General features: G+C 66.2%; 18 protein-coding genes. 9 read left to right on the forward strand and 9 right to left on the reverse strand.

Annotation, left to right across the window (positions count from 1 at the left end):
• Positions 1–166 precede the first annotated feature (166 nt).
• The 3 genes from tsf to AC3A4T_RS07080 all read right to left on the reverse strand — a co-directional run bounded on the left by tsf (position 167) and on the right by AC3A4T_RS07080 (position 3,218).
• Positions 167–1,048, reverse strand: coding sequence for a translation elongation factor Ts (gene tsf, locus AC3A4T_RS07070; RefSeq protein WP_487674730.1), 882 nt, complete (start codon positions 1,046–1,048; stop codon positions 167–169).
• Between the two features lie 173 nt (positions 1,049–1,221).
• Positions 1,222–2,073, reverse strand: coding sequence for a 30S ribosomal protein S2 (gene rpsB / locus AC3A4T_RS07075; protein WP_036113735.1), 852 nt, complete (start codon positions 2,071–2,073; stop codon positions 1,222–1,224).
• Between the two features lie 317 nt (positions 2,074–2,390).
• The gene (locus AC3A4T_RS07080) at positions 2,391–3,218 is read right to left on the reverse strand and encodes an MBL fold metallo-hydrolase (RefSeq protein ID WP_487674731.1); all 828 of its coding nucleotides are present in this window, start codon (positions 3,216–3,218) and stop codon (positions 2,391–2,393) included.
• An 87-nt stretch (positions 3,219–3,305) separates the two neighbouring features.
• On the opposite strand from AC3A4T_RS07080, the gene map reads away from it, so the two are divergent.
• The 7 genes from map (at position 3,306) to dapE (ending at position 10,498) form a co-directional block, all read left to right on the forward strand.
• Positions 3,306–4,082 carry a type I methionyl aminopeptidase gene (gene map, locus AC3A4T_RS07085; RefSeq protein ID WP_036113789.1) on the forward strand — a complete coding sequence of 259 codons (777 nt, stop codon included), beginning with the start codon at positions 3,306–3,308 and terminating at the stop codon, positions 4,080–4,082.
• A complete protein-coding gene (gene glnD, locus AC3A4T_RS07090; RefSeq protein ID WP_487674732.1) occupies positions 4,079–6,769 on the forward strand; it encodes a [protein-PII] uridylyltransferase in 2,691 nt (896 codons plus the stop codon). The genes map and glnD overlap by 4 nt, the downstream gene beginning before the upstream one ends.
• Positions 6,745–7,659 carry a 2,3,4,5-tetrahydropyridine-2,6-dicarboxylate N-succinyltransferase gene (dapD, locus tag AC3A4T_RS07095; protein WP_487674864.1) on the forward strand — a complete coding sequence of 305 codons (915 nt, stop codon included), beginning with the start codon at positions 6,745–6,747 and terminating at the stop codon, positions 7,657–7,659. The genes glnD and dapD overlap by 25 nt, the downstream gene beginning before the upstream one ends.
• A gap of 76 nt (positions 7,660–7,735) precedes the next feature.
• Complete coding sequence (locus AC3A4T_RS07100; RefSeq protein WP_487674733.1) at positions 7,736–8,143, forward strand: hypothetical protein; 408 nt, start codon at positions 7,736–7,738, stop codon at positions 8,141–8,143.
• A gap of 294 nt (positions 8,144–8,437) precedes the next feature.
• On the forward strand, positions 8,438–8,926 hold the full coding sequence (locus AC3A4T_RS07105; protein ID WP_487674734.1) for a hypothetical protein: 489 nt from the start codon (positions 8,438–8,440) through the stop codon (positions 8,924–8,926).
• A gap of 55 nt (positions 8,927–8,981) precedes the next feature.
• Positions 8,982–9,341, forward strand: a complete 360-nt coding sequence (locus AC3A4T_RS07110) for a Spx/MgsR family RNA polymerase-binding regulatory protein (protein WP_487674735.1) — start codon at positions 8,982–8,984, stop codon at positions 9,339–9,341.
• Positions 9,338–10,498, forward strand: coding sequence for a succinyl-diaminopimelate desuccinylase (gene dapE / locus AC3A4T_RS07115; protein ID WP_487674736.1), 1,161 nt, complete (start codon positions 9,338–9,340; stop codon positions 10,496–10,498). The genes AC3A4T_RS07110 and dapE overlap by 4 nt, the downstream gene beginning before the upstream one ends.
• A 78-nt stretch (positions 10,499–10,576) precedes the next feature.
• On the opposite strand, the gene AC3A4T_RS07120 is transcribed toward dapE, so the two are convergent.
• Positions 10,577–10,915, reverse strand: coding sequence for a hypothetical protein (locus AC3A4T_RS07120; protein ID WP_487674737.1), 339 nt, complete (start codon positions 10,913–10,915; stop codon positions 10,577–10,579).
• Between the two features lie 413 nt (positions 10,916–11,328).
• A complete protein-coding gene (locus AC3A4T_RS07125) occupies positions 11,329–13,740 on the reverse strand; it encodes a penicillin acylase family protein (RefSeq protein ID WP_487674738.1) in 2,412 nt (803 codons plus the stop codon).
• Positions 13,741–14,061: 321 nt separating this feature from the next.
• Between AC3A4T_RS07125 and AC3A4T_RS07130 the strand changes: the two genes are divergently transcribed.
• On the forward strand, positions 14,062–14,187 hold the full coding sequence (locus tag AC3A4T_RS07130; RefSeq protein WP_487674739.1) for a hypothetical protein: 126 nt from the start codon (positions 14,062–14,064) through the stop codon (positions 14,185–14,187).
• A gap of 167 nt (positions 14,188–14,354) precedes the next feature.
• Complete coding sequence (gene asnB / locus AC3A4T_RS07135; protein WP_487674740.1) at positions 14,355–16,040, forward strand: asparagine synthase B; 1,686 nt, start codon at positions 14,355–14,357, stop codon at positions 16,038–16,040.
• A gap of 44 nt (positions 16,041–16,084) precedes the next feature.
• Here the strand turns inward: asnB and AC3A4T_RS07140 are convergent, their stop codons facing one another.
• From AC3A4T_RS07140 to AC3A4T_RS07155, 4 genes are all read right to left on the reverse strand, one after another.
• On the reverse strand, positions 16,085–16,714 hold the full coding sequence (locus AC3A4T_RS07140; protein ID WP_487674741.1) for a hypothetical protein: 630 nt from the start codon (positions 16,712–16,714) through the stop codon (positions 16,085–16,087).
• Between the two features lie 383 nt (positions 16,715–17,097).
• A complete protein-coding gene (locus AC3A4T_RS07145) occupies positions 17,098–17,574 on the reverse strand; it encodes a hypothetical protein (protein WP_487674742.1) in 477 nt (158 codons plus the stop codon).
• A gap of 233 nt (positions 17,575–17,807) precedes the next feature.
• Positions 17,808–18,989: a polysaccharide deacetylase family protein gene (locus tag AC3A4T_RS07150; protein ID WP_487674743.1), complete on the reverse strand. Its 1,182-nt coding sequence runs from the start codon at positions 18,987–18,989 to the stop codon at positions 17,808–17,810.
• Positions 18,979–20,145, reverse strand: a complete 1,167-nt coding sequence (locus AC3A4T_RS07155; RefSeq protein ID WP_487674744.1) for a tetratricopeptide repeat protein — start codon at positions 20,143–20,145, stop codon at positions 18,979–18,981. Before AC3A4T_RS07155 ends, AC3A4T_RS07150 begins: the two co-directional genes overlap by 11 nt.
• Between the last annotated feature and the right edge of the window lie 61 nt (positions 20,146–20,206).

Genomic DNA, 20,206 nt, shown 5'->3' on the forward strand with positions numbered 1-20,206 from the left:
GATTCCCGATTCCCGATTCCCGATTCCCGATTCCCGATTCCCTGCACCCAAATCCCAAATCCCAAATCCCAAATCCCAAATCCCAAATCCCAAATCCCACCCAAAGAAAAAGGCCGCGAACTTCGCGGCCTTTCTCATACTGCAATCCGAAACCTGCGCGAATGGCTTACGCCAGACCCGCCTGCTTCATGACTTCGGCGGCGAAGTCGTCGACCTGCTTCTCGATGCCTTCGCCGACCGCGATGCGCTGCATGCTGACCACGTCGGCACCGGCGGCCTTGAGCACCTGCTCGACGGTCTGATCGGTGTTCAGCACGTACGGCTGGCCGTACAGGGTGACTTCGTTGACGATCTTGGCGATCTTGCCGCCGATGATCTTCTCCAGGATGTCGGCCGGCTTGGACTTGTCCTTGTCGGACATCTTCGCCAGTTCGATTTCCTTTTCCTTCGCCACGAAGTCGGCCGGCACGTCGCTGGCCTTGATGTGCGGCGGGTTCATCGCCGCGACATGCATGGCCAGGCCGCGCGCCAGGTCGGCGTCGCCGCCCTTGAGCTCGATCAGCACGCCGATGCGGCCGCCATGCACATACGCGGCGACGTTGTTGGCGCTGTCGATCTGGATCAGGCGACGCACCTGCAGGTTCTCGCCGACCTTGGCGATGACCGCGGCGCGGGTTTCTTCGACGGTCTCGCCGGAGGCCAGCTTGACCGCCTTGAGCGCCTCGGCATCGGCCGCGCCCGAGGACAGCGCGGCTTGCGCCACGGTGTCGGTGAAGCTCAGGAAGTTCGCGTCCTTGGCGACGAAGTCGGTCTCGGAGTTGATCTCGACCAGCACGGCCTTGCCGCCGTCCTGGGCGACCGCGATGCGGCCTTCGGCGGCCACGCGGCTCGACTTGTTCTCGGCCTTGATGATGCCCGACTTGCGCAGCCATTCGGCCGCGGCGTCGATGTCGCCGTTGTTTTGGGTCAATGCCTTCTTGCACTCCATCATGCCGGCGCCGGTGCGCTCGCGGAGTTCCTTGACCAGGGAAGCGGAAATATCAGCCATTGGGGTTACCTCAGGTATACGTGTTGCCCCGCAGAAGCGGCGCAAGCCGCGACTGGCATCGCCGGGGTGCGGCGACGATCGCGGCTTGCGCCGCTTCTGCGAGGTTGGATGGTGCGTATCGCAGCCGCGCACTATGACGCGGCTGCGTTACCGAGCGCTGACGACGGTCGCGATTACTCGGCGGCCGGAGCCGGAGCTTCGCCGTCGGCCTTCTTGGCGGCGGCCGGAGCCGGGCCCTTCTTGGCCGGAGCGCGGCCGCGCGGGGCGCCCTTGCGGTCGTCCTTGCCGGCTTCGCCTTCGGCTTCGGCGAAATCTTCTTCGCGCACGTTGCCGACCTGCGGAGCGGCGGCCTTGCCTTCGAGCACGGCGTCGGCGGCGGCGCGGGCGTACAGCTGCACCGCGCGGATGGCGTCGTCGTTGCCCGGGATGGCGTAGTCGACCAGTTCCGGATCGTAGTTGGTGTCGACCACCGCGATCACCGGGATGCCGAGCTTCTTGGCTTCCTTGATCGCGATGTCTTCATGACCGATGTCGATCACGAACAGCGCGTCGGGCAGACGGTTCATTTCCTTGATGCCGCCCAGCGAGGCTTCCAGCTTGTCGCGCTCGCGGCGCAGGCCCAGCACTTCGTGCTTGACCATCTTCTGGAAGGTGCCGTCGGTTTCGCCGGCTTCCAGTTCCTTCAGGCGCGAGACCGACTGCTTGACGGTGCGGAAGTTGGTCAGGGTGCCGCCGAGCCAGCGCTGGGTCATGAACGGCATGCCGCAACGTTCGGCTTCTTCGCGGATCGATTCGCGCGCCGAACGCTTGGTGCCCAGGAACAGGATGGTGCCGCGCTTCTGCGCGATCGCCGAGATGAAGTTCATCGCGTCGTTGAACAGCGGAACGGTCTTCTCGAGGTTGATGATGTGGATCTTGCCGCGGGCGCCGAAGATGTACGGGCCCATCTTGGGATTCCAGTAGCGCGTCTGGTGGCCGAAATGGACGCCGGCTTCCAGCATCTGGCGCATGGTGATCTGGGGCATTGCATTACTCCGAAGGCAGTGGAACCGACGCCGCATGAGTGATGGCGTTCCGACCCGGAGCAGGGCTCCGAGGCGAGTGGTTCCGGGGTTGGGCCTCCCTGTCGCTTCCGTGTCCGAACCCGCATCGACGATCTGGCGATCGAGGATGCAGGCACCCCGGCACGGGCTGTGGCGACAGGTGTGTATTCACCGGTGACGTCCGGTGTGGACGGCGATGCGGGTGGGGTTCGGGACGAACGCTCCACCAGCAAAGCCGCGAAATTGTAGCCGGGGCGGGGGCTCGGGGCAACCGCAGGCGCGCGGGCGCCTGTGCAGGCTCAGGGCTGGGCGGGCAGGGAGTCGTAGACCGAGCCTACGATCTGGTCCGGTTTGACCCAGTTTTTGACCCAGTTTTCGCCCCAGCTACTGCCCCAGCGCGAGTCCAGATCTTGGGTGGGCGCCGCCTGCAGCACTTGCTCCCGGCTCTTGCCGGCCCGCTTCAGCCGGGCGACCAGACCGCGGACTTCGACCAGCATGTCGCGTGCATCCGTGAGACTGCGGCGGCCGCCGATCGGCCCGTGCCCGCCCACGATTTGGGTTTTGTCGTCGGCGAGCGCCAGGCCTCGGTTCAGCGCCGCGATCAGTCCGTCCACCGTCCCGCCGGAGTCCGTATCGATGACCGGATACATCTCGTTGAAGAAGCAATCGCCCATGTGCAGCACGTTGGATGCCGGGAAATAGACCAGCAGATCGCCATCGGTATGCGCCTTGGGCACATGGATCAGCCGGACTTCGACGGTACCCAGGCGCAACTCTGTGTCGCTTTTAACGATGAGATTGGGTCGGGCGGCCCCGCGCGCGGCCAGGGCCTGATTTCCTCCGACATGGTCCGGGTGCGCGTGGGTGTTGACCACATAAGCCACCGGTTTGCGCCGCTCCAAGGCCTTCAGCAGGCCCGGCGTGATCTTGGGCTGCTCGCTGTCCACCAGGATCGAAGCGTTGTCCGACTCGGCCAGCAGCACCGCGGTGTCCGGCCCGCGCAGCATCAACACGCCCGGGGCCAGCGCGACGAAGACCGGTTCGACCGCCTCGGCCGCCGGCGAGGCGGCGGGCATGAGGGCGAGGCTGGTCAGCCCGGCGATAAGCAGCAATGAACGCAGATTCACGGCAAGTCTCCACAAGGGGCCGGCATCGGCACGCTGAGGATCGTGCGGGGCGATGATAGGCGAACGTGAATAAGCGATAATGCGGCCATGGCCATTTCCATCAAAACCCCCGAAGAGATCGAAAAGATGCGCGTCGCCGGCCGCCTGGCCGCCGAGGTGCTGCAGGTCGTCGCGCCCTATGTGAAGCCGGGCGTCAGCACCGGCGAGCTGGACCGCATCTGCAACGAGCACATCGTCAACGTGCAGAAGGCGATCCCCGCCAACGTCGGCTACAAAGGCTTTCCGAAGACCGTGTGCACCTCGGTCAACAACGTGATCTGCCACGGCATCCCCAGCGACAGCAAGATTCTCAAGGACGGCGACATCGTCAACATCGACGTCACCGTGATCAAGGACGGCTGGCACGGCGACACCAGCCGCATGTATTACGCCGGCACGCCGTCGGTCATGGCCAAGCGTCTGGTCGAGGTGACCCGCGAAGCGATGTTCCGCGCGATCCGCATCGTCAAGCCGGGCATGACCCTGGGCGACATCGGTCACGCCATCCAGACCTACGCCGAAGCCGAGCGCTTCAGCGTGGTGCGCGACTACTGCGGCCACGGCATCGGCCGGATCTACCACGAGGATCCGCAGGTGCTGCATGTCGGCCATCCGGGCGAAGGCCTCAAGTTGGTGCCCGGCATGACCTTCACCATCGAGCCGATGATCAACGAAGGCACCTATCGCCATAAGACCCTGCCCGACGGCTGGACCGTGGTGACCAAGGACCGCAAGTTGTCGGCGCAGTGGGAGCACACCATCGCCGTCACCGACGACGGGGTCGAGATCCTGACCCGGGTGCCGGGCGACGACAACGACCTATGACCGGCCCCGTCGCCGATAAGCCATCGGCGACGCCCAGTGCGACGCCCGACCCGGCGGCCGACCCGCCGCCGCCCGGCAGCCCCGCGGCGATCCGCGCCGCGCTCGCCGCGGTCGATGCCGCGCTCGCCGAGCGTTTCGACCGCGACGCCGACGCCGACATCGACCGACTGCTGCGCGCGCGCACCGACGCAGTCGACACCCAGGTGCGCGCCGCGTGGCGCGCCTGCATCGACGACGGCGCGCCGCTGGCGCTGTTCGCGGTCGGCGGCTACGGCCGCGGCGAACTGTTTCCGCAATCCGACATCGACCTGCTGATCCTGGCCGAGCCGCAGGCGCAGACCGCGCAGGCCGAACAACTGGGCTGTTTCTTCGCATCGCTGTGGGATGCCGGCCTGCCGGTCGGCCACGCGGTGCGCTCGGCCGCGCAATGCAGCGAGGCCGCGGCCGACCTGACCGTGCTCACCGCGATGCTGGAAGCGCGCCCGATCGTCGCCGACGCGGTCGCGCAGATGGCCTTGCAGGCGGCGGTGTCGCCGTCGCAGGTGTGGCCGGCGCGCGACTTCTTCATCGCCAAGCGCGACGAACTGCGCCAGCGCCACGCGCGCTACGGCGACACCGCCGACAACCTTGAGCCCAATCTCAAGGAAGGCCCGGGCGGCATGCGCGACGTGCAGACCCTGCACTGGATGGCGCTGCGCATCATCGGCACCTCGGACCTGGAATCGCTGGTCTCGATCGGCCAACTGGGCCAGGACGAATTGACCTCGCTGGAACGCGAACGTCGCGCGCTATCGCGCCTGCGCTTCGGCCTGCATCTGGTGGCGCGCAAGCGCGAGGAGCGCCTGCGCTTCGATTATCAAAAGCTGCTCGCCGAACGCCTGGGCCATGTCGATAACGCCGACAACCTCGCGGTCGAGCAGATGATGCAGGGCTTCTACCGCAGCGCCGCGCTGGTGCTGCGGATCGGCGAACGCCTGCTGCAACGTTTCGAGGAACAGATCGAAGGCGAAGCGGTGCCGGTGCCGTTGTCCTCGCCGTACGACGCGTTCGAACTGCGCCGCGACTACATTGCCGCGCGCGACGCCGACTGGCCGCGCGACGCCGCCGACGTGTTCGCGTTGTTCGCCGCGTGGGCCAGCCACGACGAAATCCGCGGCCTGCATTCGCAGACCGCGCGCACCCTGGCCGAAGCGCTGGGCAAGATCCCGAGCTTTGTCGAGGCCGAACCGGCCTTGCGCGAACGCTTCCTCAAGATCCTGCGCGGCCCGCATCCGGTGCATGCGCTCGAACGCATGGCGCGCCTGGGCGTGCTGGGGCGCTGGATTCCGGCGTTCTCGAAAGTCTCCGGGCGCATGCAGTTCGACCTGTTCCATGTCTACACAGTCGATCAGCACACGCTCGCGGTGCTGCGCAATCTGGCGCGCTTTGCCTCGGGCGTGGCCGACGAGCGTTTCAGCATCGCCCACGAAGTGTGGCCGCGCCTGCGTAAACCCGAGCTGCTGTTGTTGGCCGGCCTGTTCCACGACATCGCCAAGGGCCGCGGCGGCGATCATTCCGAACTCGGCGGCGAAGACGCGCGCGTGTTCGGCACCACCATGGGCCTGAGCGAATCCGACACCGCGCTGGTCGAGTGGCTGGTGCGCCAGCATCTGCTGATGTCGGTGACCGCGCAGAAGCAGGACATCGCCGATCCCGAAGTGATCCACCGCTTCGCCAGCAAGGTCGCCGATCGCGAACACCTCGATCACCTGTACCTGCTGACCTGCGCCGACATCGCCGGTACATCGCCGAAGTTGTGGAACGCGTGGAAGGACCGCTTGCTCGCCGACCTGTACACCGCGACCCGGCTCGCGTTGCGGCGCGGCCTGGAACATCCGGTGGCCGGCGCCGAACGCGCCGCGGAAACCCGCGAAGCCGCGCAGGCCATGCTCGCCGCGTTCGGCGCGCGCGACGAAGAAATCGCCGCCTTGTTCGCGCGCATGCCGGAAATCGCGTTCCAGCGCGGACGCCCCGATCAGATCGCCTGGCAGGCCGCGTCGCTGCGCGGCGTTGCGCTGGGCGACACGCGGGTACGCGCGCGGCCGGTCAGCGCCCACGGCGGCGCGCATGCCGGCGCGCTGGAAGTGTTCGTGCATTCGCCCGATCGCGACGGCCTGTTCGCCGCGATCGTCGCCACGCTCGATCGTCTCGGCCTGGCGATCCAGCAGGCGCGCGTGCTCGATGGTCCGCTCGGCGCGATCTTCGATACCTTCGAAGTGGTGCCGACCGATCCGCGCCAGCCGGCGAGCGCCGAAGAAGTCGAACGGCGTCTGGAAACCGCGCTGTCCGGATCACTGGAACGGATCAAGCCGGCGCGCCGCGCGCAGCCGCGCCATCTGCGCCATTTCCGGATCGCGCCGCAGATCGAATTCGCCGCCTACGCCAAGCCCGACGCGCTCAGCCCGCGCAGCGTGCTGAGCCTGGTCTGCACCGACCGCCCCGGCCTGCTCGCCGACGTCGCCCAGACCTTGCGCAAACAGCGCCTGCGCGTGCACGACGCGCGCATCGCCACCTTCGGCGAACGCGCCGAGGACGTTTTCCAGATCACCAGTGTCAACAGCGACGGGCACGACAGCCCGCTCGATCAAACGCAACAGCAGGCCCTGCGCGACGCGCTGCTGGCCTGCCTCGAAGGAGACAGTCGATGAGCCCCGCAAAGAAGACCAGCAAGAAGACCGCGAAGAAGAAGAGCGTTGAGTCCCCGGGCATCGACGAACTCAAGTTCATGATCGACAGCGCCTTCGAGCGCCGCAGCATGCTGACCCCGGACGAGATCGAAGGCTCGACCCGTCCGACCGTCGAACGCGTGATCGACGGCCTGGAGCAGGGCGAGTTCCGCGTCGCCGAACCCGACGGCAAGGGCGACTGGACCGTCAACGAATGGCTCAAGAAAGCCGTGCTGCTGTATTTCCGGGTCAACGAAATGCAGGTGGTCGAAGCCGATCCCGCGCCGTTCTGGGACAAGGTGCCGGCGCGTTTCGAAGGCTACGGCGAAGCTGATTTCCGCAAGCTCGGCGCGCGCATCGTGCCCGGCGCGATCGCCCGTCGCGGCGCCTACATCGGCAAGGACGTGGTGCTGATGCCGAGCTTCGTCAACATCGGCGCGCACGTCGGCGAAGGCACGATGGTCGACACCTGGGCCACGGTCGGTTCGTGCGCGCAGATCGGCAAGCACTGCCACCTGTCCGGCGGCGCCGGCATCGGCGGCGTGCTCGAACCGCTGCAGGCGTCGCCGACCATCATCGAAGACCATTGTTTCATCGGCGCTCGCTCGGAAGTGGTCGAAGGCTTCGTGGTCGGCCACCACAGCGTGATTGGCATGGGCGTGTTCCTCGGCCAGAGCACCCGCGTCTACAACCGCGCCACCGGCGAAATCAGCTACGGCTCGGTGCCGCCGTACAGCGTGGTCGTGTCGGGCCAACTGCCGGCCAAGGACGGTTCGCATTCGCTGTACTGCGCGGTGATCGTCAAGCAGGTCGATGCCAAGACGCGGTCTAAGACCAGCATCAACGATCTGTTGCGCGGTTTGGCGGACTGACGGATACGCGACGATGCAGCGGATTTCGGCCGGCATGATGGCGATCTATAAGTGGATCCTGCCGCTGTCGAGTCTGTTGCTGTTCGCGGCGATCGCCTGGTTTTGGCATGGATCCTCGGCGCCATCGATGCCGTGGATGAATTGGCTGATACCGGTGGCCGCGGTCGCGGCATTCGCGGCGCAGATCGCGACGACCTGGAATCTCGCCGATGAGGTCGTCGACCACGGCGACCACCTGCGCGTGCGGCGTCGCGGCATCGAAGAAACGGTGGCGATCGCCGATATCCAAAAGGTATCGGCAGAATATGCGATTCGACCGATCCGGGTGAACTTGCTGTTGCGCACGCCCGGTGGGTTCGGTCGGCGCATCGTGTTCGTTCCGCGTCCGAATTCCGCGTTCGGCACTTATGGCGAGAGTCGGGTCGCGGCGGATCTGGCGCAGCGTAGCGGTTCGCGCGTGTCGGTTCAGTCTGCCCATGGCTAGCATGGCCAACCGCGTCGTGTTCATCCCGAAGGGCTTCGTGTGGAGGCTGTTTGGCGAGCATCGCGTGGCCGAAGAATTTCGTGCGCGGGCCGAACGTCTGCGTAAGTACACTTGAATCGAGGCGGTGCGCAGTTACAGCGTGAGCCGGCAGGGGGCATCAACATTCGTCGATGCCAGGTTGACCGTTCATGACGACGCTGGGCGGCCTCGGTAACTGCGATACCTGCGCGAGCGCCAACACGTGGCTGGACGGTCAAGCGGTATTGCGTGAATCGGCAGACTAAGAGACAGGCCATGAAGCGAATTTCAGTTCAATGGATCGTGTTCTACAAATGGATTGCGCCGGCGATGACTCTGCTGCTTCTGGTCGCGGCTTCGGTTCAGTGGAGCAAATCGGGCGGGGCGTGGCCTTGGTACGTCTGGGCATTGTTCATGGCTGCCACCACGGTCGCCGCAGCGTACAGCATGATCATGGGGAAGCTGGCCGACGAAGTCGTCGATCACGGCGATTATCTGCAGATAAGGCGCGGGAGCATCGAAGAGCGTATTCAGATCGCCGACATCGAAACGATAGCGACGAATCATGCGTTTCGGTCGGAACGGGTGACGTTACGGCTGCGTCGTCCCGGGCGGCTGGGCGACCGTATTTCGTTCATTCCGCGCCAGAGCTGGCTGGGCATGTATGTCGAGAGCGCGGTGGTGGTCGAACTCAGGCAGCGTATCGCGCTGAAGAAAATCCATGATGAGTTCGTTGGCGCTGCCGCTATTCGCGGCTCCGACTAGGTGCCGGAACCAGGCACGAATCCGTATTGGTTTGAAAACAACAATTGAGGTCGAGATGACGACGCTTTACGGCTTGAACAACTGCGACACCTGCAAGAAAGCGCGCAAGTGGCTCGACCGCTTCGGCATCGCGCACAGCTTCGTCGATTACCGCGACAACCGGCAGACGCCGGAGACGCTGATTGATTGGAAGAATCAGGTCGGCGGGTGGGAATCGCTGATCAACAAGTCATCGACCACCTGGCGCACCTTGCCGCCCAATCGCAAGGAACCGGCGTCGGACGCGGAGTGGAAGTTGTTGCTCAAGGAGTACCCGCAGTTGATCCGCCGGCCGGTGGTGGTGACCGACGATGGCAAGCTCACTCAGGGCTTCAGCGACAACGGCTTCAAGCAGCGCTTCGGACTCGGCTCGTGAGCGCGGCCGATCGCACCGATGAACGCAGCGCGGTGCTCGCGCTGACCTGCGATCTGATCGCGCGGCCTTCGGTGACGCCGGAAGACCTCGGCTGCCAGATGCTGATCGCCAAGCGCTTGAGCGACGCCGGGTTCGCCTGCGAACACCTGCGCTATGGCGAGGTCGACAATCTGTGGGCCGTGCATGGCGACGGCGATGGGCCGACCCTGGTGCTGCTCGGCCATACCGACGTGGTGCCGACCGGGCCGGTCGACAGTTGGGCCAGTGATCCGTTCCTGCCTGAAATTCGCGACGGTGTGTTGTACGGGCGCGGCGCGGCCGACATGAAGGGTAGCGTGGCGGCGTTCGTGGTGGCATTGGAGCAATTCGTGGAGAACCATCCACGCCATCGCGGCCGCGTCGCGTTGTTGCTGACCTCGGATGAGGAAGGCGATGCGATCGACGGCGTGCGTCGGGTCGCCGACACCTTCCGCGCTCGCGGCGAGCGCATCGACTGGTGCATCACCGGCGAGCCGTCCTCGACCGCGAAACTTGGCGACCTGCTGCGCGTGGGCCGCCGAGGCACCTTGTCGGCGACGCTCAGGGTGATCGGCGTGCAGGGCCATGTCGCCTATCCGGAGAAGGCGCGCAATCCGATCCATCAGGCCATGCCGGCGTTGTCGGAACTGGCCGGGCGGCGTTGGGACGATGGCTACGAGACCTTTCCGCCGACGTCGCTGCAGATCAGCAACATCCACGCCGGCACCGGCGCCAACAACGTGATTCCCGGTGAGCTGCAGGTGCTGTTCAACCTGCGCTTCAATCCGAGCTGGAACGCCGAGCGGCTTGAGCGCGAATGCGAGGCGGTGTTGCAGGCGCACGGGCTCGAATATGAAATCCGCTGGTTTCGCGGCGGTGAGCCTTTCTACACGCCGGAAGGTCCGCTGCGCGCGGCGGCGCGCGAGGTGCTGGCGCAATTCGCCGGTGCGGCGCCGTTGGAGAGCACGGGCGGCGGCACCTCGGATGCGCGCTTCGTCGCGCCGCTGGGGGCGCAATGCATCGAGATCGGGCCGGTGAATGCGAGCATTCACAAGGTCGATGAGAATGTGTTGGTGGCGGATCTGGAGGCGTTGCCGGGGTTGTATCTGGGGTTGATTGAGCGGTTGATGGTGGGGTGATTGGGGGCGGTTGGTATCTCGCATCTCATCGAAATCTTTGCTGTGGCTGTATTTTCGCGGTCGCGGCTTGCGCCGCTCCTACAGGTAGGCCATGTAGTTCAGCTTACGCTTGAAGTCGCGCAGTTCATCCGGCGCTGCGAAGTCGCTGATTCGCGAGAACAAAAGCACACCCGAAGGGCGGCGCACATGGATGTGCGCCGTGCGCCACTGAGACAGGATGTCTCGTGTGGCGCATGCCCGCGTCTGCATCGACCTTGCGGGCACTTGATTCAAAAAAAGCGTTTTTCTTTGGTTACCTTTTGACCGAAGGGAATCCAGACGGACTTTTGTCGCTTTTGACAAAAGAAAGTAACTCGGCCGCTTGCGGACGAAAGCTGTTGCCTTTGCATCAAAGGCTTTAAAGCTTTGAAGCTGCAAGCAGGATCAAAAGCTTCCGCCACTAAAGCGGCGGGTCACTTTCTTTTGTCTAAAGCAACAAAAGAAAGGTAACCAAAGAAAAATGCTTTGTTGTGAGTCAAGGGCCCGCACGATCGGTGCATGCGCAGGCATGCGCCACACGGGACATCCATGTCCCGGTGGCGCACGGCGTGCATCCTGCACGCCGCCCTTCGGATGTGCTTTTGCTAACGCGAGTTACAAGCGTTGCAGCGCTGGATGAACTGCGCTGCTTCAAACTCAAGTCAAAGTCAAAGCCAGAACCGAAATCGAAGCTATCCTTCAACAGCAACAGCAACAGCAACAGCAACAGCAACAGCAACGGCAACGGCAGCCGCCGCAACCGCAACCGCAGCATGATGCGCGGGCTCGTCGCCACGACGCCTAAGCGATCGCTACGGCTTCAACGTCAAGGTATAACGCGCGGTGCCCGGCAAGAACGGTGTCGGTCGCCCGTGCACCCAATCGTCATGACCCGCGCCCCAGAACGGCGACAGCGGATGCCCGCTCTGGCCGCCGGGCATGTGGATGATGCCGTCGACCTCGTGGCCGGGCGACACCACCATGCGCTCGGAAGCGCCGAAATCCGGGCGCTGCACGCGCGGCATCGCCGCGTCGCCGGGGAGTTGGTCGAACGGCATGCACAGCGCGCGCTTGGCGAAACCGGGCAGGGCCGAGGCGAGCGGGTGGCAGATGCGCGCAGTGTTGTGCTCGCCCCACGAATGCTTGGCCAAGGCCGCGGCGGCGTTGGCGCCGGGGGCTATGTCGAAGTCGTCGAGCACGTCGCGCGCGGCGTGTTCCAGCAGGTCGTCCCAGGATGCTTCGTTGCGCGGCAGCAGGTTCGCCGGACGCTGCTCAAGCAGCGGCCAGACCACGCCTTCGAGTTGCTTGAATTCGGGCATCTCGAATTGCTTGCCCAAGGCGACCTGCGCCGGCGCGGTCAGGCCGTTGGCGATGCGCGTATGCACAGCGCGACGCCAGTTGCGGACCAGGCGATAGCTGACCGAGCCGGGTTCGGCGCGGCCTTCCCAATGTTTCGCGGCGGTGGCGATCGCACTCAGCGCGCTGCCGTCGCCTTTCTTGCCGGTGCGCGCGGCCTGATCCTGCAGCAGCTTCCACCAGCGCTGCAGGAACAAGGCGCGATCGTCGAGCTGTATCGCCAGCAGGTCGCGTTCGTTGAAACGCTGCTTGGCGAACAGACCGTCGCGGATCTGCCCGGCGCGCGCGCCGAGGACGTAATTGCCGTCGCCGATGCGTTCGAGCTCCAGACCGTCGAGGGTGCGGGTGTTCGCAGTCCACAGACGGCCCGAGGGCGGTGCGATCAGGTGCGGTGCGTCCTGGGTCTGGATCGTCCACGGCGGGCAGGTCGGCGGCGTGAGCGCTTGCCCGCGCGGGTCCGTGTTCTCGACCGCCAAGGTGGTGGCGCAATCGCCTTCGCGTTCGGGAATCGGACCGAGCAGGCGCCAGCCGATCTTGCCGTTGCGATCGCCGACGACCAGGTTCTGTACCGGCAAGGCGACATCGCGCGCGATGCTCATCGCATCGTCGACCGATTGCGCGCGAGTCAATTCCGACAGGCCCATGTTGAGCGCGCCGGGCAGGTGCGCCGACCAGCGCAGCGCCAGCGCGCTGCCGTCGGCGTTGTCGTGCATCAGCGGGCCCCACGCGGTTTCGCGTACCAGGAATTTCTGCGCCGCGCCGCCCTTGACCGCGATGAGTTCCTCATGCTCGATCAGGCCGGCGCAGCCGCCGGCCTTGGCGGTGCTCGCGCAACCCGGTTCCAGCGACCAGTCGGCCCAGTCGCCGTAGCTGTTGGTGAACGCCCAGGCGACCTGGCCGTTGCTGCCGACCACCAGCGCCGGCAGGCCGGGCAGGGTGAAGCCGTTGGCGTCGATGCGGCCGCCGGGCACGCGCGCGTCGGCGTAGCGCAGGCGCGCGCGGAACCACAGGTTGGGCGCGCGCAGGCCCAGGTGCATGTCGTCGGCGACGATCGCGCGGCGGTCGGCGGTGAGGCTGCCGGCGACGGCGAAATTGTTGCTGCCGATTTCGTCGGGAAACGGCAGTTGCAGCAGGCCGCCGGGCGCCGGCGTGGGCAGTTTGCGCAGGTCGATCTGATCGGCGCCCGGAAGGACCGCATCGCCGATCGGCGCGCCGAACAGCGGCGCATCCCAACTGGTGCCGGCGTGGGTCAGCAGTTGGTACAGCGGCGCGGGCAGCGAATGGCTCAGCTGCCAGTCGCCGAATTCGCGCGCATTGCTGCCGTCCTGCAGGTCGAAATACATGGCGTAGCCGACCAGGGCCGAGTCGGTCACTGTCCAGGCCTCGGGCTGCGCCTGCAGCAGCAGATACGGCCACGGCTTGCGCGACAGCCCGTGCAGGCCGGCATTGACGCCGTCGCTGTAGGCTTGCAGCAGCGCGGTCTTGTCGTCGGCGAAGGCGGCCAGTTCTTTGTCCACGCGGCTGCGCAGGCGGTGCACGCGATGGCGGCGGTCGTAATCGAGCGCGCGTTCGCCGAACAGCGCCGACAGTTCGCCGGCGGCGGTGCGCCGCAGCAGGTCCATTTCGAAGTAGCGCTCCTGGCCGTGGACATAGCCCAGCGCGCGCATCGCATCGGTCTGGTTGGCGGCGTCGACGGTGACCACGCCCAGCGCATCGCGCTGGATCGTGACCGGCGCCGACAGGCCGGGCAGGGCGAGCTCGCCTTGCAATTGCGGCAGGCTGCCGCGCAGCAGCCACCAGGCGCCGACCGCGGCGATCGCGAACAGGCAAAGCAGCGCGAGCACACCGCGCTTGATCCATTTGGCCATGAAGGTCCTCCGTGGGGCGAGCTTAGCCGAAGTCCGCGGCGGCTCGGCGAAGCTGGGATGAAGTGGCGGGTTCGTCGAAGAAAGGTTTTGCTCGGGCGGCCACGAATCTGATGGGATCTTTTGTGGGTGGGCCTTCAGGCCCGATGCTTTTCGCTACGCCGCGATAAACCGGCAACCCGATCGAAAGGCGTCGGGTCTGAAGGCCCTTCCCCAAGAGACCTCGAGGCTCGGGGCAGGCAAATCGCGGGTCCGCGACGGCCGTCGCGCTGGCCCGCGTCCGCGGCGCTTGCATCCGGCGCCGTCCTCAAGCAGGATCGGTCCATGAGTTTCGAACCCGCCATCGCCACCGCCCGCAACGCCGCCTTCGCCGGCCGCGCGCGCGCGGCCGCGGTACGGGGCAACAATAATAATCGCAATAACGCCAGCCTCCCGCGGGCCGGCGATTAGCGCGCGCAACACACGCTCAATCGCTCAGGAAGCCCGCACTGCGAAGTGCGGGCTTTCTTGTTTTTGGGGTGTGTGTGTCCGGTCATGTGTTCGTCCTTGAATAAGAGCCCGGCCTTCCATGGCCGGGAATCTAAAAAAGCTTCACCACCCCCTCCGGAGATTTTTCGATGTGCTCGATCCTTGGTTTGTTCGACCTGCGCCCCGGCGCCGATCTGCGGCCGCTGCGGCCGCTGGCCCTGTCCCTGTCGGCGAAGCAGCGCCATCGCGGGCCCGACTGGTCCGGCGTCAGCGTCGAGGCGCGCGCGATCCTGGTGCACGAGCGCCTGGCCATCGTCGATCCCACCGGCGGTTCGCAGCCGCTGCGTTCGGCCGACGGCGAACTGGCGCTGGCGGTCAACGGCGAGATCTACAACCATCGCGAACTCGAGCAGCAGCTCGCTCAACCGTATGCGTTCCAGACCAAGTCCGACTGCGAAGTCATCAATGCCCTGTACCGCGAAAGCGCCGACCTGGGCGAACTGCTCAACCGCCTCAACGGCATCTTCGCCTTCGCCCTGTGGGATGCGGCACGCGGCCGCTATGTGATCGCGCGCGATCCGTTCGGCGTGTGTCCCTTGTACTGGGGCCACGATGCCGACGGCCGGTTGTGGGTGGCCTCGGAAATGAAGGCGCTGGCGCGGCTGTGCGACGACGTCGCGCCGTTCCCGGCCGGGCATTACTTCGACAGCGAGGTCGGCGTGCCGGTGAAGTATTACCAGCGTCCGTGGCGCGACTATGCGGCGACCGAGGGCGTGGAAGTGTCGAAGCAGGAACTGCGCGAAGCCTTCGAGCGCGCGGTGCATCGGCAGATGATGAGCGACGTGCCGTATGGGGTGCTGTTGTCGGGTGGTCTGGATTCGTCGTTGGTCGCGGCCTGCGCGGCGCGTTTCGCGCGTCGGCGCATCGAAGAAGACGATCAGGCCGAAGCCTGGTGGCCGCGTCTGCATTCCTTCGCGATCGGCCTGGAAGGCTCGCCCGATCTGGCCGCGGCCGAGGTCGCCGCGGCCGCGCTCGGCACCGTGCATCACGGTTTCACTTACACCTTCGAAGAAGGCCTGGACGTGCTGCCCGATGTGATCGCGCATATCGAAACCTACGACGTCACCACCATCCGCGCGTCCACGCCGATGTTCCTGCTCGCGCGGCGGATCAAGGCGATGGGCGTGAAGATGGTGCTGTCGGGCGAAGGCTCGGACGAAATCTTCGGCGGCTATCTGTATTTCCATAAGGCGCCGAACGCGCGCGAGTTCCACGAAGAACTGGTGCGCAAGCTCGATGCGCTGCACAGCTTCGACTGCCTGCGCGCCAACAAGTCGATGATGGCCTGGGGCGTGGAGCCGCGGGTGCCGTTCCTGGACGTGGAGTTCATCGAAGTGGCGATGCGCATGGACGCGCAGGCCAAGATGGTCGACAAGGCCTCGGGCCGGATCGAAAAAGCGGTGCTGCGCGAAGCCTTCGAAGGCTATCTGCCCGATTCGATCCTGTGGCGGCAGAAAGAGCAGTTCAGCGACGGCGTGGGCTATGGCTGGATCGACGGGCTCAAGGCGCATGCCGAGGCGCAGGTCGGCGATCGCGAATTCGCTACCGCCGCTAGCCGCTTTCCGATCAACACCCCGCAGACCAAGGAGGCCTATTACTACCGCGGCCTGTTCGAGCGTCTGTTTCCCGGCACCGCCTGCGCCGAGACCGTGCCCGGCGGCAAATCGATCGCATGTTCCTCGCCGGCGGCGATCGCCTGGGACGCGGCCTTCGCCAACGCCGCCGACCCGTCGGGCCGCGCGGTGGCGGGTGTGCATCAGGCCGCGTTGGTCTGAGCCGACGAAGCCGGGCGCCGCGGTGGCGGCGTCCGGCTTGGCGATCAGATACCGCAGCCGTTCCAGGTGCGCTCCAGCGTGCGCGTCTGCGGCGGGCCGCTGGCGCAGGTGACCACGACCGTGGCGACGCCCTTGAGTTGGCAGCCGGCATCCTTGAAGACGAGTTGGCCGGCGTGAGCGGACGTGGCGGGAAAGGATGCGCTACCGCTGCGCGAATCCTCATTGACGTCCCAATTGGGATGGATGCTGTCGCGCCAACTGGCGGAAGCGTAGACCGTGTAGTTGACCGGAAGCGGAGCGGGCGGACTGAAACCGTCGGGCTGCAGGTCGGCGTCGGCGCTGACCTGAGCGGTGGTGCCGGTCTGGCCGAAGCTTAGATTCAAATCGATGACATGGCCGCAGATCGGAATGATGGAGGACGCATTCGGTGGCGGCGTCGCGGCGGCGGCCGAGCACAGGACCAAGGCGAACAGGCCTGTCGTGCAGGCGGGGATCAACGTTTGCTTGCGCATGGAACGTTCCTTGTTTGAGTGGCGAATCGGTGAAATCGGCGGCGCGGGCGCAGCCGATATTGTCGGCTTCGGGACCATGCCGCTGGCATCGGGGCGTTTGCTGCCGTCGCCGAACCCTCGCGACGGCGGCGGCCAGCGCCGGCGGACGATGCAATTGTTCATGGCTCATCCTTGCAGTGAGTGACTCAGGCGCGCGAAATCCTTCGTGCGCTTACGGGTACTCGCAATCGGCGCGAACAACGGCTCATGGTTCGACAAGCCCGTGGCGGATCTGCATGAGGGCAGGCTCAAGGCCGGGTGCCGTGTGCGGCAACGGGCATACGCGCAGGCGAGGTATTCCGGCTCGGCCGGGCGCGGCCGTTCCGCGCTGATCGCCGGTTGCCGGTCGATCGAGTCGCGCGATCGCAAGCCGTGGTCGACACTGTAATCAGCCGACCACGGCGCGGGCATTCGCCGCGACAACCAACACCGGTATCACATCGAAAAGTCCGGCCTATGCGTTACCGGACGCGCGGCCACGCGTCAGCGCGCGGCCGCCGAACAGCTTACAAACCGCAACCGACCCAATTGCGCGTCAGCTGCTTGGTTTCCCAGCTGCCGTCGGGGCAATGCACGTTGACGATGGCGCTGGCGACCAGTTCGCAGCCGGCATCCTTGAACAACATGCCGTTCGCGGTGACCGGCGCGGTCGAAAAGGCGCCGTAGACTTCGCTGCTGTGAGTGTCGCTGGTCCAATTGGGGTTGACGGCGTTGCGCCGCATCACCGTGCTCTCGGCGACGAAATAGCTCGGGAACGGGATCGACCCGTGCACGAAGGGATGGCGCACCAGGCTGGCTTCGGCGTGGGCGGTGGCGGTGGTGCCGCTCTGGCCGAACTGCAGATTGAGTCTGGCCGAGTATTTGCCGCTGCAGGCGGACTGATTTTCCAGGACGCTGGGCGGATCGCTGGCGAACGCGGCCAGCGGCAGGAGCAGCGAAAGCAAACCGGCGGCGAGCGCCGAGGCGGTGCGGGTCTTGAGCATGGCGAATCTTCCTTGGATGTCGATGGACTGAAGTCCGCGCGGCCCTGCCCCCTTGGGCGTCCCATCCGGTCGGACGTACGCTCGGATCGCGCGAACGACGCCGCCGTGGGCGACGTCGCGGCGAATGTGGCGCAGCCGCCATCCGGCGTGAATATGCCTGGGACGGGTTTGCGATGAAGCGCGGATCGAGCCGACGAAACCGCGCGAGCGACGAACGAAATTATCCGAAGCGATCAACCGCGCGCCGGATAATCCTTGCAATCGACCCAGTGCACGCCGGCGCCGCGGGTGTGCTGCAACACCCATGGCAACGCGATGCGTGCCTTGTCGTGTATGTCGTGGAACAGGATCGTGCCGTGCCGCCACAGCAGCATCAGGCTCAGCATGCGGCCCTGCATGTCGGTCGGCGTCATCTTCGCGTTCCAGTCCTGCGAATCGATACCCCACAGCACCACGCGCTGGCCGTGTTCGCGGAAGAAGGCGCCGCTGTCGGCCAGACGCTGTCCATACGGCGGTCGGAACAACGGCACGTACAGCGGGCCGGATTGAGCCTTGATCAAGGCCGCGCTGCGCACGACCGAGTCCTGCCATTGCGGCCAGCGCGAATGCGACTGGTGCTCCCAGCCGTGCGAGGCCACGCACATCCCGGCATAGCGTTGCGCGGTGCTCAGTTTCGGATTCGCCGCGACTTGCTGCTGTAACGACTGCCCGAGCAGGAAGAAGGTCGCGTCGAGCTTGTGCTCGCGCAACATGCGCAGCAGTTTGTCGGTGTTGCCGCCGGCCGCGCTGGGGCCATCGTCGAAGGTCAGCAGGAATTGCCGGTCGGGCAGTTCGCTGCCGTCGACTTCGTCGGCCGAATAGGTGTCGATCTCGCTGCTGGTGCGCGGGAACAGCGCGGCCAGCCGCAGTTGTTCGTCGAGATAGATGCGATGGAAACGCGCCGCGTCGCCGCGCCAGGCGGCGTAGGCGGGGTCGGGCGCGGCGACGAAGGCGAGCGCGAGTGTGCGCAGCGCGGCGGCGTCGACGGCGGGTTGGCAGAACGCCTCGCGCGGCGCGCAGGCGCGCGCGGCGAGGCGGTAGTTCGTAGTCAGCCGCTGCCAGAAACGCGCGCGGATCTTTTCGACCCAGGCGCGATCGATCCGCTTGAGCTTGAGTCGTTGCGCCAAGGCCGCGTCGTCGACGGCTTCGCTGAGCGCCAGTTCGTGGCCGAAGGCGAGGATCTCGGCGCGCGAGGCGCGGTCGAACGCAGCCGGCGAATTCAACGCATGCGGCCAGGTCGCGCGGTCGGCGCGGGCGACTTCGGACGGACCGGCGGCCTGGGCCGTCGTCAGCGCACCGCACAGCAGCAGCGACAACGCCAACAACCTCGAACGGCGCGCGCGCGCGCGCTCGCCGCGCGGGTGTTCAATAGCCACTGACACGCTCCAATGCCTGATCGTAGGTCTTGTCCGGCTTTTCGCGCTTGGCCGCCAGATAGTTCGACATGGCCCGCTCGTACTGGCCGTCTTCTTCGTACAGTTTGCCGATGTTGTAGTAGGCGCCGGCGCGGATCGTCGCCGCGCCCGCGCCCTTGGCCAGGGCGATGGCCTTGCGCGAGGCCCAGATCGCTTCGGCGGCGCGGCCCAGCTTGACGTAGGCCAGGCCCAGATTGCTGTAGCTCAGCGCATGCGCGGGATCAAGTTCGATCGCCTGCTGGTACAGCGCCACCGCGCCGCGCAGATCGCCGTTGCGATACGCCGCTTCGCCGCGCAGATTGGTCGCGATCGCGGCATCGCCGGCTTCGCTGCCGACCGGTTCGTCGCCGCCGTGTCCGCCGATGCGCGCGATCTCGTCGCCGATACGCTCGGCATTGACCGCGACCGTGCTGAGCGCGTTGAGATCGTCGAAGCGGCCTTCGCCGTCGACCCGGAATACCGTCCACAGGTTTCCGGTTTGATCGCGCGGCACCCGATAGCTGCGCACCAGCGATTCGCCGATGTACACGAACACCTGCGCCTGGCTGCGCGCGAGCGCGCGGCTGTCGGCGCGGTCGCGATGGCCGAAGTCGTGGACCGCGAAGGTGTAGGTCTCGCCGGGATGGCGGCGTTGCACGGTGATGGTTTCCGGGCCGCGCTGGCCGCTGTGGTCCAGGTCCAGGCTGGCGTCGCGTCCGCTCTTGCGTTCGAAGTAGACGTGATTGCCCGGATAGCTCAGATGCGCGTCCAGATCGGCCGCGGTATCGCCCCAGTTCAGCACCACGCGCAGGCCGTCGAGGTTGTGCATCACCGGGCTGAGCGCATACGCCGGGACGTCGCAGGGGCATTGCACGATCAGTTCGGCATAGCCGGGCTTGGCGATCACCAGCCGCGATTGCGGGTCGCGCGCCAGCACCGGATCGAGCGCGGCGCGGCCTTGCGCATCGGTGGTCGCGACCAGCGAGGGCCGGTCGGCGCGTTGCAGGCTGACCGTCGCGTTATCGATCGGACGATCGGCGAGGATCGCGCTGACCACCTGCACGCGCTCGCCTTGCGCATGCGCCGGTGCGACCGTCGAGGCGAGGCCGATCACACAGGCGAGGGCGGGCGCGGCCATGCGGCGAAACATCCTGATTGCGTTCCTGGGGCGGCGGGTCGGGGGCGAGGATGGTGGCGAT

This window comes from Lysobacter sp. Soil_N_51 (genome assembly GCF_057655755.1).